Source organism: Sulfuricurvum sp., from assembly GCF_036279695.1.
In the GTDB taxonomy this organism is placed as follows: domain Bacteria; phylum Campylobacterota; class Campylobacteria; order Campylobacterales; family Sulfurimonadaceae; genus Sulfuricurvum.
Genome location: NZ_DASUIQ010000068.1, coordinates 1 through 13,223 on the forward strand (window position 1 = coordinate 1; position 13,223 = coordinate 13,223).

A 13,223-nucleotide genomic window follows, 5' to 3' on the forward strand; every position below is an offset into this window, starting at 1 on the left:
AAAATGGGACATTTCATCCCTGTCTTTACCAATTCACGCTTGGAGAGCAAAGAGTTCGGAAGCAGTGATCGGGTAGTGATATTCGAGCCGTTGTTAGAGCTCATCGATGAACAGATCGATTTTCTCGATTCTCAGGCTTCGTGGGCGAAGATCATCTATCTCCTCCCCGACACGATGCGCTCCAGTTTGACCATCGGGGTTGAAAACTTCATTTTTTACCGTTATACCGAAGAGGTACTGGCAATATTGCAGTCCAAAAGTTTCCATTTTGCCCTCGTAGCCGGTGTGGATAAAGGGATACTCAATCCCTCTCGTTCGTCTATGAAACAGTTGGAACTCGATTTCTAACCGATCCGTACCTGTTTTAATTCACGTCGTAATTCTCTCTCATTGTGCAATATCGTTCGTACCAACGCATGAAACTCCCTAGAGTGGTTCATATGACGCAGATGGGCAAGCTCATGAACAATGATGTAGTCGATGTGCTCATAGCAAAGCTGCATCATCATCGTATTAAGCGTGACGACTCCTTCACTACTACAGCTTCCCCAACGCCTGCGCATCTTTTTAAATCGTATCTCTTTGGGGTGCAAACCCATCTTTCGTTCATAATGTGCTAGACGCGATGGAAGTGTCAAAATTGCCTCATTTTTGTAAAAATTGGTGTAATATTTTTCAATATCAATACTATTTTTAGCTCTTTGGAGGGTTTCGCAGAGATGTGGCAATTGTGTAATGGGGATACACTCCCCCCGAAATCGGATCGTTTCGCCGAGGGTGTGATGGGCGAGCGGTGAGGCAGCGATGGCGGAGAGTTTGGAGCGTATCCAGCTTTCACGATCCCGTAAAATCAAACGCAGCCGTTTTTCATCTTTGATGGGGGACCGTACACACACCTCGCCGTTGTGGGTAATCGTAATGTAGGTATTACGATTTCGGGGACGATAATGGATCGTTATCGGTGAGGTGTGAGGATCAAACATATGCTATAGGATCAACCGCTCCGGCACGTTCAAAGCCTCGTAGACGCAATCGGCAGCTGTCACATACACCGCACGCCACCTCTTCGCTTTGGTAACAGCTCCATGTCAGATGAAGCGGAGCATCCAGTTTAATCGATTCTTGGACAATTTGAGATTTTTGAAGATGAACTAAGGGCATTTCGATCGTGATATGGGTGGTCTCTTTCGTTCCCAAATTTGCCGCCTTTTGAAACGTCTCAATAAAGCTTTCACGGCAATCGGGATAACCGCTGCTATCCTCTTCGACCACACCGATAGCGATAGCACTACACCCCTCTTTTTCGGCAATCGCCGTTGCGATCGAGAGAAAGATTCCGTTGCGAAACGGAACGTACGTGATAGGGACACCCGCTTCAATCCCGCCTGTAGGGACTGTGAGCGTATGGTCGGTCAATGCTGAGGCTCCGATGGTTTTGAAAAAATCAAGATCGATTTCGTATTTCTCACTCACCCCTAATTCCGCACAGATAGCGCGAAAACAGGAGAGCTCTTTTGTAACGGTACGTTGACCGTAGTTAAAATGAAGCGCTACAATCTCATAGCCTCGTGAGCGCATAATGTAGGCGACGAGGGTCGAATCCATCCCGCCGCTCATAATACAAAGTGCTTTTTTCTTCATGATTATCCCTTTGTGAGATTTTAGCAGGGCAAGCCTTATGTATTAATCTGACTATATTAAATTATAGGTCTCATTTTCAATTTTAATCTAAAAAATCTTGATTGAATTGCTCGTATTATGAGGAAGTTAATATTTAACGCCTGACCGTATTTTGTAGATATTTCAATATTTGATTTATTGCAAGGTTTGTATTTTAGTCTGATATTAGAAAATTAAACTCTGAATTGTTAATTTTTAATGCTAAATATTATATCATGCAAAAAAATATAACTAGGGAAAAAATTATGAACAAAATTGGGTATTCATTAATAAGCGTATCTGCTGAAAGCATTTATAACACAATTTCAAAAAATGTGGGGCCAATAATTTTATATTCTGTTTACAAAAAACACAGCAATAAGTTCATTACAATTAAAGATATATATACTTACTTACAAAACCTAAACATTGAAATTCCTACTGTGATATTAACAAAAATTATTTACGAGCTGAAAGAAGATTTTCAATATATAAAAGATGATTATTTTGAATGTCAAAAAGATTTTAGTGAAATAAATTATGATGCGGATTGGCTATCTGAGATGATTCAAGATTTTGAAGCTTATGCAAAAGAAAATAATTATACTGTTCAAAAGGATTATTTTTTTGATCTAGTACAATTTATTAGTATATTTGCCGAAAATATTTTACTGGACCGAGAACTTAATGATGTAGACAGAAAGAATAAAGTTTTCTTTTTGAATTTCATAAAAGAATTAAAAGAAAAATCATCAGAAAAAGAAAAGTTTGAAAAATTGTTAAAAGCAATTTTAATGTTTTCATTTGTTAAAAATTTTGATGAAAAAACTGTGACAAAACAATATAAAAAAGTCAATTATATTCTTGACTCTAATATTATATTTGCGTTACTTGATTTTCAAAAAGAATATTTTGTTAAAACATCAAATGAAATGATCTCTCTATTAAAAAATCAAGATATCCAACTTTGTATATTAGATATTACAGTAGATGAAGTAAAAAAATTATTTCAAGCATATGTCGCAAGATTTGATGAACTGAGTAAAAACACAAATCTTATTCAAGATAGCAGTGTGTTTCATTTTCTTTATTACAAAGGCTATAATAGAGAAAGAACTTTAGAACTGATTGATGGTATTGATATTTTTTTAAGAAAAAAGGGAATTAAAGAATTATCAACTTCCCCCTATCGAAAATACTTTCTTTCTGATCAAGATGAGAATGATACGCTTCAGTCTGATATTTATTTTTCCAATCTCTATAGTGCCAGAACGGCAAAAAAAATTAATAGTGCAGGTAGCGATAGCAAAGATTTTTTGGATTTTGAGATAAATATTGATGGAATAATCCATGATGCAAATGTAGTGAAATCAGTAAAAGGATTAAATGCCAGCCTTCCCAATGATAAAGTTTTTGATGTCGCATATACTTTCATCACAAGAGATAAAACTTTTTTTCATACTTTTCAGAATTCCCAGAAGCCTGAAGTTGTACTATCAGACACAATAACACTTTTTTATTGGTTAAGTCGAAGTGAAGATCAAAAAATTGATGATGGTTATATCCCGTATGATGAAATACTCTCATTTTATTCATCAAAGACAGAGATACTAGATGATGTATGGGAAAAGTTTTTGTATGAATTAAATCAACAAGATGTTGATGAAATATATAAGAAAAAAGCTCTGTTCTACAAAATTAATGAGTCAGTCAACGTCCTTGATGTATTAAAAGAAAAATCGACGTCTTCGGAATTAAGCTTAGAAGATGTTAATACTGTTGTAGCGAAATTAATAGAAGACAAAGAAGAAGTCAAGCAATTGAAAGAAATTCATGCAAAATCTCAAGAAAAAATTAATGAGATTAATACTAATCTTGAAAATGAAAAAAAAGAAAAAAAAATACTAGAAAAAAAACTCTCTATTTCACAAGAAATGAATGAAATTAACACAAAGAATGAAGAGTATAAAAGAGAAATTGATATTCTTCAAAAAAATATAGCTATCAAAGAAGATTCACTATTTTACAAACATAACAAAAAAGTATATTTTTCTATTTTTGTATTGTTTCTCTTTATATGGTGGTTCAACAATGATATAAAAACTGCTGGTGTAATCACTGCATTAATAGGACTTTTCATTAATTTGTATGGTGGAAAAAAGAAAAAAGAGATAAAAGATAACATTCATGAAATAAATCTACAAATTGAAAAACAAAATATTTTAATAGAAGAGAATAAAGCTAAAAAGTTAGCTCTTGAAACTCACCTAAAACATGGTGTGGATGAATAATCCACCTTATATTTGCTTCAACAGTGCATAGTATTTCTGTCACACTAGTCGTTTTTGCCTATATCTTAGTGTGATTTTATAATTCAGCTTAGGTATGTTTTCAGTTTGTCAGTGACCGACATTTTGCTTATTTTAGGTTGATTAAAAGCCCAATTTTCGGGCACATTTATAGATATTCAGAGCTTATGCTACAATACCGCCATGATAGAACTTGATAACCGAACCGACAAAACCTATGATTTCCTATTGCTGGAACACATCGCTGATTATTTGACCGATCAGGAGATTGAGCTGATCCTAACCGATAATGCTGAAATAGCCGAGATCAATCGTGAATTCCGTAATATCGATAAAGCGACCGATGTCCTCAGTTTTCCGAGTGATCCTTTCCCCAATGCACCTCTAGGGAGCATCGTCATTAGCGTCGATAAAGTCGCGAGTGTCGCGCAAGAGCTGGGACACAGCGAAAATGACGAGATCGCCCTCCTCTTTATCCACGGGCTTTTACATCTCAAAGGATTTGATCACGAAGTCGATAACGGCGAAATGCGCCAAAAAGAGATAGAGCTGATCGAAAAATTCAATCTCCCAAAAAGCCTGATCGTCCGAACCCTCGAAGAGTAGTTATTGCTCCGGCGGAGGAGTTTTTTTGATGTACCCTAGATCATCGAGCTTGTTGTAGATAGACGATACCATCCCACCCGTTGCTTCCCCTCCATGTCCTCCGTGTTCTACCATGACCGTAACGATAAATTGCGGATTATCGGCAGGTCCATAGGTCGTAAACCACGCATGAGAGCGTTTTAAATATTCCATATCTTTTTCATTGAGGCGATTTTTTACGGTTTGACTGATTCCCGTCGTTTGCGCTGTACCTGTTTTACCTGCAATCGGGAAACGGGTTGAGACATACGATTTTGCCGTCCCTCCCGGATTATTACACACACCGCGCATCGCATTTTGGATGATAGGGAGTTTTGCTTTTTCCGCAGGGGTTAAAACATCCAACGGTGCAGGTGTATAGGGGGCATTGCCGATCATTTTGGCTACATGGGGAACCGGAAGCTTTCCGGTAGCCATAAGCGCGGTTTGTTGTGCTATTTGCATCGGAGTAACGAGTAAATCCCCCTGCCCGATGGAGGTATTAAGCGTCTCCCCTTGATACCACGCTTTATGGAATTTTTCCCGTTTCCATGCACGACCCGGAACGGTACCGATAAATTCGTTTGGTAGGTCAATACCGGTTTTCTTACCATACCCCATCCGTATAAGACCGTTACTCATACGATCGATTCCGACTTGAATGGAACCTTGGTAAAAATAATCATCACAACTCTCTATGATCGCTTTAGTGATATTGGTTGCCCCATGTCCGGTTTTTTTCCAGTCACGAAAAGTTCTATTTCCTAAACGCATCGATCCGGTACTCATGATGGTGGTATCTTCATTCCATACACCGGAGGTAATATAGAGCAATCCCATATTATTTTTAATGGTTGAACCGGGAGGATAGAGTCCGTTGACCATTTTATTGGTAAACGGCGAATCGACGCTGGTCATGAGTGCATTCCAGTCCTCAGAACTGATCCCCGATACAAATCGGTTAAGATCATATTCGGGATAGCTTCCGGCGGCATATATGGCACCGTGAATGTCCATTACGATAATAGCACCCACCCTTTTCTCAAAAGCCTGTGTAATGAAGTTTTGAAGATTCATATCAATATTTAAGATAATGTTATGATTTTCCTGCGTTGCACTACGCCCTATCTCTTCAATCTCAACATTATGGGCATTGACTTTGATACGGCGTTCTCCTGCAACCCCTTGTAAATACTTGTTGTAATATTTTTCGATGCCGTTTTTACCGACATGCCCTAAAAGCTGTAAAGATGGATCTGCGTCAATCTCTTTCTGATTCGCTTTTGCGACGTAGCCGATTAAATGTGCCCCCACAAGCCCGTAGGGGTACAAACGTTTCGGAGACGGTGAAATTTTCATCGTTCCCCGTAGGTTTATAATCGAATAAATAGGGATCACTGTTTCATGCGGTATAAAATCAACAACGTCGATAAAGGAGTGATTGTAGTACGAGTCTTCCTGAATATAGGTTTTAGCAATTTTATCAGCGTCCAAAGTCGGAATCATAGAGATCAAATAAGCAATCTCTTTATTGAGAAGTGTTCGATCTTTTCCTTTGGTCAAATGGGGGGCAAACGCTATTTTAAATCCCAATTCATTGATCGCCACAGGCTCATTTTTTCGATCCAATATCTCACCGCGTACCGGTGCGGTAAGTTCGGATTTGATACTGTTGTTTTCAGAAAGAGTTTCATAATAGTCATTGGATTGAACCGAAAGGTGAAATACCCGCACGATTAGCCCGATCCAAACAATAACAAAAAGGGAAAGTATAATTTTAATCTTCATATCAACGCCGCAATCACTAAGAATTCAATAATCATATAGAGTAAAATATGCCAATCAATCATTGGAACACTTAACAAAAAAAGTTGATTGACAAACCACACATATATCCAATAAGCGGGATAAGCAAGCCCCACATAAATAGCCGCCATACAGATTCTGCAACGTATTACCTGCTCGATTTTAGGGATAATATAGTGTGACATGAGGGTAAAAAACAAGACGGTGCTTCCAAACCAAAACCCTTTTTCAGCTTCCAAAACCAACATCATAATGATGATAGTGACCAAACCGAAAAGGTCATATTTAGATAACGCATTGTGGTATGCGTAAAATAAAATCGCCAATAACGGCGGCATCAGCAGATAGATACTGCTTAAGCTAATGTAACCGATAAAAAGTACGACTAAAAAAAGCCGACTTATAACGTTTTGATTAGGGAGACTTCGTTGCATACCGGAAAGTGCTTACATTTAATACAATCAGCCCAGATTTTATGTTCAGGGATAGACTCTTTGGGTATTTCGACAAATCCCAAACGTTCAAAAAAACGTTGCTGATAGGTCAACGCCAATACCTCTTTTAATCCTAACTTGCGTCCCTCTTCACACGCCTTTTCGACCAATGTGCTACCGATATTTTGTCCGCGATAGGCCGTATCGATGATCATTGATCGTAGTTCGGCTAAAGCGGGAGAGTGGATGTGCAACGCCACAAATCCGACCAGTTTTTCTCCGTCTTGTGCTAAGAAATAAGATCGGATGTTGGTTGCGATTTCATCGTTGCTGCGCGGCAAAATAACCCCGCTCTCTATCTCCGGCGCTACCAGTTGCTGCATAAAGGGAATGTCACGCAGCGTCGGTTTGATATAGGTGATACTCATTGATCATCACTTTTGAGTAATCGATACAGGTGTTCAACGATAGCATCCACCCCTTTGCGTTTCGAATTGGACACCATGAGTGCACCCGGAAACCGTTTTTTGAGTTCAGAGAGCTCTTTTTGGTTTAGTTTGTCGATCTTCGTAAAAATAGTCACAATGTTTTGATCGGGAGTACAAACTTCATTTAAATAACTATTTACCGATGCGTCGATTTCCAAATCGGGATGGCGGCAATCGATCAAATGGACAAATATACGGATCTGCTTTCGATCAGCGATAAAATTGGTAAGATTGCTTTCCCAGTCCGTTTTTAGCGATTTCGCGACTTTAGCATACCCAAATCCCGGCAAATCGACAAATTTGGCACTCAACCGCTCATTCGTTTCACGATCGGCAAACATTACATCGAAATAGTTGATCAGACGTGTTTTACCTGGTGTTGCCGAAACTTTTGCAAGCGATTTGCGTTTGGTAAGGGTGTTGAGCAAAGAGCTTTTCCCCGTATTGGAGCGGGCCATGAACGCAACTTCATTTTGGTACTCGTTTTCCGGTGCTAAACGGATATTCGGTGCGGAAGTAACGAAAAAAGAGTCAATAATTTCAATCATTTAGTAGGACTTTTTTCTTTTGGTTTTTTATCTTGAAGGGTAAACGTCATGACTACGGGATCATTGTTGGCACTTTCTGCGGATGCATTGCCCACTACCGTGTTGACAATGACTTTATCCCCTTTAACCCGTCGATAATCATCCAATCGGATCAAATCAACTTTTTGAAAAAACTGATATTCGCTTGAATCCGGAAGATAAATAGCAATTTGTGATTTACCTTTGTATTTTTCACCCATCTCGGTTACGATGTAAAAAGAGGCATCGCCCTCCGCTAAATATTTGATAGGCTTTTTATCTTTGTCGGTATAAATAGTGACTTTGGAAGCATTAAGTTCATCAAGCCCTTTGGTAACTTTGACTTTTCCGGTAAAAACGGAAATCCCTTTTTGTTGATCACCCTTGAAATTATCAGAAATAACTTTTAGTTCCTCCGCCCAAATACTACTGAGCAGTACAAATGTCAAAATGAGTAGTTTTTGTATCATAAATTGTCCCTATTTTAATTGGTAAACACCGATAACACGATTAGCGGATACTGTATCTTGCGCAGTGTTATAATGTAGCGTCGTCCCATCGATCCGATTGGCATTTTGGGTTATTACAAATGTCCCCTGAGTTTTAATCAAAGACTCTTTTGAGTTGTAAGTCCCTTCATTTGAACGAAATTCCAAACCGTCTTCTCGCACATAACGGACGTTGCCGTTTAGCTTGAGTATGTCATTTCGATAATCGGCATTATCGGATCGAACTGATTGAAATAAATTTTTCGTATTATCGCTAAACTTTGCTGATGTTATCACATAATACGACTCAAACTTTTTCCCTTCCGATCCTTGCAAGATATGATCGATCCCTTTTTGAGAAATCTCATAAAGGGTGAAGTGTGAAAGCTCAATCTGAGGGGTCTCTTTGTTATCATCCAAAGCGGAGTAATCCGGATTGAAATAGCCGTACATTCCTATTAATAATCCGACGAGTAGAAGGAAAAAAAAGTTAATTGACATTTATATCCAAAGTGATAAAAATTTTTCTTCTTCACCGTTGCGACGGATCACTTTTTCAATCATTTCACGAACACACGCATCGCCGCCGCGGTGTTCTAATACCTCGGCAAAGCTTTTAAGATAGTCGGAACCATCCTGTGGCGTATACGCTTGACCGGCCCACTGCAAAAGATTGTAATCATTCAAATCATCACCGATTACCGCCACTTCATACGGCTCAATCCCTAGCTCAACACACATAGCGATAGCTACGGCGCGTTTATCTTTTACCCCTTGGTAGAGATGAGCAATATCAAGCTCTTTGGCACGATTCGTAACGATAGAGGAGTCACGACCTGTAATGATCGCGGCAGTATGGCCCATTTTAACCCATGCCTTTATGGCAAAGCCGTCTTTGACATTGAAGTTTTTGAGTTCTAACCCATCGGCGGTGTAGATGATTTTACCATCACTCATACATCCGTCAACATCCAAAATCAACAGTTTGATCATAAAACACCTTTGGTGCTTGGCACTCCGGCACGATCGTTACGTGCCAGTGCACGGCGAAGCGCTACCGCCAATGATTTAAACGCCGCTTCGATAATGTGATGTTTATTTTTTCCCCGTTGCATAATAATGTGCGCCGTGATACCGGCATTAAAGATGACTGCACGAAAAAACTCTTCGGCGAGTTCTGCTTCAAACGATCCGATCTTTCCTGAGACAGGGACATCGTATACTAAAAACGGTCGGTTACTCAAATCCAAATCACAGCTAACCGCGGCTTCGTCCATAACGATTACCGCACTTCCGAAACGCTCCACTTTCTCAATCGGGTAAATAGCTTCACGCAGTGCTTGCCCTAAAACAATCCCGATGTCCTCGACACTGTGGTGATCGTCGATGTGTACATCCCCATCACACTCAACCATCAAATCGATCTGTGCATGTTTAGCGAAGCTCTCCAACATGTGATCCAAAAAGCCCACTTTGGTCGAAATCGTGCTTTTGCCCTCCCCTGCGATGCGGAGTGACAAATCAATATCGGTCTCTTTGGTTTGACGTTTTTTTTGGATCATCTTATTCCCTTATGATAAAGGAGCCTTGAAAATAGCCCCGTGAAATGAAATCGCGCGCTTCGGCTTCACTTTTAAATCCGCCGAGCCATACACGAAATAGTCGTTTGTTATTATACTCTGTATCTTTGATGATTGCAGAGTAGCCGTTGAAGGAAGCGTATTTTTCTTTGGTGATTTTTGCCCCTTCAAACCGCTCAAAGGATCCGATTTGGACAAAAAAGTTGTTTAACACGCTCTGCTTTGGACCTTTGGACAATCGCGCCATATCGATAGTTCGTACCGAAGAGGGTTCAAATCCCAAAACTTCCAGAGTGACCTCTGCTGTTCCGTGTTTCGTAACACCTATTTGCTCTGCTGCTGCGTATGATAGGTCGATAATTCGTGTTTCGACAAAAGGGCCTCGGTCATTGATCCGAACGACAGTTTGTGCATTGGTTTGTGTATTGGTCACGCGAACCACGGTATTCATCGGCAAAGTCTTATGCGCTGCTGTGAGCGCATACATATCGTATGCCTCACCGCTGGAGGTTGATTTACCATGGAAATCAGTACCGTACCAACTCGCTTTTCCGCTAAACGTATCCCCGACATGAACGACCGTAGGATAATATTCTTTTCCAAACACGGTATAAGGACGCATAGTCGATTGATATTCGCCGTTGCTTTTATACACTGTTGAAGCATTGGATGCGAGTTGTTCTGAAGGATACTTTTGTGACGGTTTAGTCGGCTGATACGAATACGAACCGGTTTTGGTGGTACATCCACCCATCATAATCATTACTATTGTCAAAACGGTTCTAATCACCAACTTTTACTTCCTCACCCTCATGTAACGAATTCGACATAAACGGATTTTTATTTTTTAGCTGTTCTAGTGTTATATTATACAATTTTGCGACTGAAGCAAGGGTTTCACCGGATTTTACGGTGTGTAGACGCGAGTTAGTCAAGAACGGCTTATTGATCGGAATTTTAACACGTCTATTCAAATTACGTTCATCATCCCCAATCATATTTTCCATCATAATGGTGGTTTTTGGGACATTGTAACGTTTTGAGAGTTGATCCAGAGACTCTCCCGATTTCGTTCTATCCATGACAAAATACCCCTTTAGTGTTTTTGGGCGATATTTTTGTCGAAACTCATCTAATTTACTTTGCGGAATATAGACCGGATAGGATTGTTCATTTGGCGGCGTAATCCCCTTTTTTAAATGGGTATTGAGCCGTATCAGAGATTTTTTCGGCATCTCCAATACTGCGGCGATGCGGTCAATATTTTCTCCCTCCGGCAAATAGACGGTAGCAATCGGGTTTTCCTTCGTGGTCTCCGAAAAGGTGTCGTATTGCATTTTTGAAACAAAGACATCGTCCGTTGCCAAGAATGCCAAAGCAACAACTTTACGAATGTAGTTTCGGCTCTCAGGCGGGATATACGCACGTTTCGGATCGGTTAATACCTGAATATCGGTTGTTCCGGCTTTTGCAATGGCACGAGTCAATCGCCCCTCACCGCAATTGTATGCGATCAAAGCCAAATACCATTTACCGAACTGCTTTTTTAGTGTACTGAGATACGCGATGGCAGCGCGGGTCGATTTGATATGATCACGTCTCTCGTCCACAAACTTGTTGACATGTAACCCTTGAAGTTTCCCCGTCCGTTCCATAAACTGCCACAGTCCGGCGGCACCACGTGAGGATGTCGCATTGCCGTTGAGCTGTGATTCAACCAAAACAACAAATAAAAACTCACTCGGCAAATCGGATTGAGCGATCAGAGAAGAGAGCATCGGAATAAACACATCCCCCTCTTCTGAAATATCAGTGAATCCCTGTAGGGTACATTCGCGTTTTTTTTGGTCATAGGTATCATGCAGATAAGGATCGTGTAAATACGAAGAAGGGATGTCAAAATGGCGGAGAACTTCAAGTTTTTTTTGATCATTCGGATCAAATCCGCTCCCAAAAAGGGATAAAGGGATAATCAGTACTGATAATACAAAATGCTTCATATCCCCTCCATAGTGCTATCCTAATCCAAATAGGTTGAGGGCATTTCGAGTGGTTAAAGAGGCAACGGCATCGGAGTCCAACTCTAAGATTTCCCCCATTTTTTCGGCGATCAGACGCGTATAGGATGGCTCATTTCGGCTTCCTCGATGCGGATGCGGGGTGAGATAGGGACCATCCGTCTCTATCAGCAGTTTATCATGCGGTATTTTGGGCAAAACATTGATGAGTTTTTTAGCGTTTTGAAACGTCACAACGCCCCCTATTCCGAAATAGAAGTTCTCTTTGGCTAATGATAAAAGTTCATCGTCGGCATTGTAACAATGAAGAACTCCGCCGACGATACCGGCATCTTCTTCGAGGAGAATCATCTTCGCATCATGCGACGCATCACGGATATGGACGATGAGGGGTTTTTGAACCTCTTTAGCAAATCGGATATGGGCACGAAACACGTCGGCTTGACGGATTTTCTCGCTCTGTTTCTCATCATCAGAGCCCTCTAGACGAAAATAATCCAATCCGCACTCCCCGATAGCGACACATTTAGGATGAGCCGCATAACGCTCAAAATCGACCGATTCGATATGCTCCATGTCATAGGGATGAACCCCAACGGCAAAATAGATATCTGCATACTGTTCACACAGCTCTACTGCACGATCTAATGTCGCGGGGTGTGCTCCGGGGATGATAAATGCATTGACTCCCGCTTCATGGGCGCGCTCCAACATAAGATCGAAATCCTCGCGGTAGCGTTCGTCATCGAGATGGATATGGGTATCAATAATCATAGCTTCCCTCGTGCACGTTCAAACAAATCACGCGCGAATCCGCGAGCCTCATCGCTGATGGCATCACCGCTGATGATACGGGCGATCTCTTCGATCCTCTCCTCGTCGTTCAGCTCACGAACACGGCTTTCGTCATCTTTATAGATCAAAAAGTGCTGATGTCCCATCGAGGTGAGCTGCGGCTGATGCGAGATAACGAAGATCTGATAGCGTGTTGAGAGGTGGCGAAGCACTTTGGCGACGCTCATCGACTCTTCGCCGCTCAGATTTGCATCGATCTCATCGAGCATCAATACCCCGCCGCTGTGTTGCATCGTCTCAACTCCCAGCGCCAATAGAGCCAAACGCAAGCGATTAAACTCACCCGAACTGAGCTTATCGAGTTTGGTTCCGCTCAACCCCAATAGCGCTTTGTCGCACCCACTCATCGAGAGGGGTGAGGGTTCCAGCACTAATGTCGCTTCCCGCAGATAGAGC

15 protein-coding genes and 2 pseudogenes are annotated in these 13,223 nt (G+C 40.9%); 3 read left to right on the plus strand and 14 right to left on the minus strand.

Annotation, left to right across the window (positions count from 1 at the left end; translation table 11 throughout):
* A pseudogene (locus VFW36_RS07020) lies at positions 1–348 on the plus strand (hypothetical protein); the annotation flags it as partial.
* On the opposite strand, the gene VFW36_RS07025 reads toward VFW36_RS07020, so the two are convergent.
* Positions 345–983, minus strand: coding sequence for a SprT family zinc-dependent metalloprotease (locus VFW36_RS07025; RefSeq protein ID WP_329658098.1), 639 nt, complete (start codon positions 981–983; stop codon positions 345–347). The pseudogene VFW36_RS07020 and the gene VFW36_RS07025 sit on opposite strands and share 4 nt — an antisense overlap.
* Positions 976–1,641, minus strand: coding sequence for a 7-cyano-7-deazaguanine synthase QueC (queC, locus tag VFW36_RS07030; protein ID WP_329658099.1), 666 nt, complete (start codon positions 1,639–1,641; stop codon positions 976–978). The genes VFW36_RS07025 and queC overlap by 8 nt, the downstream gene beginning before the upstream one ends.
* 284 nt (positions 1,642–1,925) lie before the next feature.
* On the opposite strand from queC, the gene VFW36_RS07035 reads away from it, so the two are divergent.
* Positions 1,926–3,950 carry a hypothetical protein gene (locus tag VFW36_RS07035; RefSeq protein ID WP_329658100.1) on the plus strand — a complete coding sequence of 675 codons (2,025 nt, stop codon included), beginning with the start codon at positions 1,926–1,928 and terminating at the stop codon, positions 3,948–3,950.
* Positions 3,951–4,151: 201 nt separating this feature from the next.
* The gene (ybeY, locus tag VFW36_RS07040) at positions 4,152–4,574 is read left to right on the plus strand and encodes an rRNA maturation RNase YbeY (RefSeq protein ID WP_329658101.1); all 423 of its coding nucleotides are present in this window, start codon (positions 4,152–4,154) and stop codon (positions 4,572–4,574) included.
* Here the strand turns inward: ybeY and mrdA are convergent, their stop codons facing one another.
* The 12 genes and pseudogenes from mrdA to VFW36_RS07100 form a co-directional block, all read right to left on the minus strand.
* A complete protein-coding gene (gene mrdA / locus VFW36_RS07045) occupies positions 4,575–6,380 on the minus strand; it encodes a penicillin-binding protein 2 (RefSeq protein WP_329658102.1) in 1,806 nt (601 codons plus the stop codon).
* Positions 6,377–6,832 (minus strand): hypothetical protein, encoded by a 456-nt coding sequence (locus tag VFW36_RS07050; RefSeq protein ID WP_329658103.1) that lies wholly within the window; start codon positions 6,830–6,832, stop codon positions 6,377–6,379. Before VFW36_RS07050 ends, mrdA begins: the two co-directional genes overlap by 4 nt.
* On the minus strand, positions 6,799–7,260 hold the full coding sequence (locus tag VFW36_RS07055; RefSeq protein ID WP_329658104.1) for an N-acetyltransferase: 462 nt from the start codon (positions 7,258–7,260) through the stop codon (positions 6,799–6,801). The genes VFW36_RS07050 and VFW36_RS07055 overlap by 34 nt, the downstream gene beginning before the upstream one ends.
* Positions 7,257–7,868, minus strand: a complete 612-nt coding sequence (yihA, locus tag VFW36_RS07060) for a ribosome biogenesis GTP-binding protein YihA/YsxC (protein WP_329658105.1) — start codon at positions 7,866–7,868, stop codon at positions 7,257–7,259. The genes VFW36_RS07055 and yihA overlap by 4 nt, the downstream gene beginning before the upstream one ends.
* Positions 7,865–8,356, minus strand: coding sequence for a lipopolysaccharide transport periplasmic protein LptA (lptA, locus tag VFW36_RS07065; protein ID WP_329658106.1), 492 nt, complete (start codon positions 8,354–8,356; stop codon positions 7,865–7,867). The genes yihA and lptA overlap by 4 nt, the downstream gene beginning before the upstream one ends.
* Positions 8,357–8,365: 9 nt before the next feature.
* Positions 8,366–8,875, minus strand: a complete 510-nt coding sequence (gene lptC, locus VFW36_RS07070; RefSeq protein WP_329658107.1) for an LPS export ABC transporter periplasmic protein LptC — start codon at positions 8,873–8,875, stop codon at positions 8,366–8,368.
* On the minus strand, positions 8,876–9,367 hold the full coding sequence (locus VFW36_RS07075; RefSeq protein ID WP_329658108.1) for a KdsC family phosphatase: 492 nt from the start codon (positions 9,365–9,367) through the stop codon (positions 8,876–8,878).
* The gene (hisB, locus tag VFW36_RS07080) at positions 9,364–9,936 is read right to left on the minus strand and encodes an imidazoleglycerol-phosphate dehydratase HisB (protein ID WP_329658109.1); all 573 of its coding nucleotides are present in this window, start codon (positions 9,934–9,936) and stop codon (positions 9,364–9,366) included. Before hisB ends, VFW36_RS07075 begins: the two co-directional genes overlap by 4 nt.
* Position 9,937: 1 nt before the next feature.
* Positions 9,938–10,711, minus strand: a complete 774-nt coding sequence (locus tag VFW36_RS07085; protein WP_329658110.1) for a septal ring lytic transglycosylase RlpA family protein — start codon at positions 10,709–10,711, stop codon at positions 9,938–9,940.
* 25 nt (positions 10,712–10,736) lie between these two features.
* Positions 10,737–11,954, minus strand: coding sequence for a lytic transglycosylase domain-containing protein (locus tag VFW36_RS07090; RefSeq protein ID WP_329658111.1), 1,218 nt, complete (start codon positions 11,952–11,954; stop codon positions 10,737–10,739).
* A gap of 15 nt (positions 11,955–11,969) precedes the next feature.
* Positions 11,970–12,746, minus strand: a complete 777-nt coding sequence (locus VFW36_RS07095; RefSeq protein WP_329658112.1) for a TatD family hydrolase — start codon at positions 12,744–12,746, stop codon at positions 11,970–11,972.
* Positions 12,743–13,223: pseudogene (locus tag VFW36_RS07100) on the minus strand (ATPase); the annotation flags it as partial. The gene VFW36_RS07095 and the pseudogene VFW36_RS07100, both read right to left, overlap by 4 nt.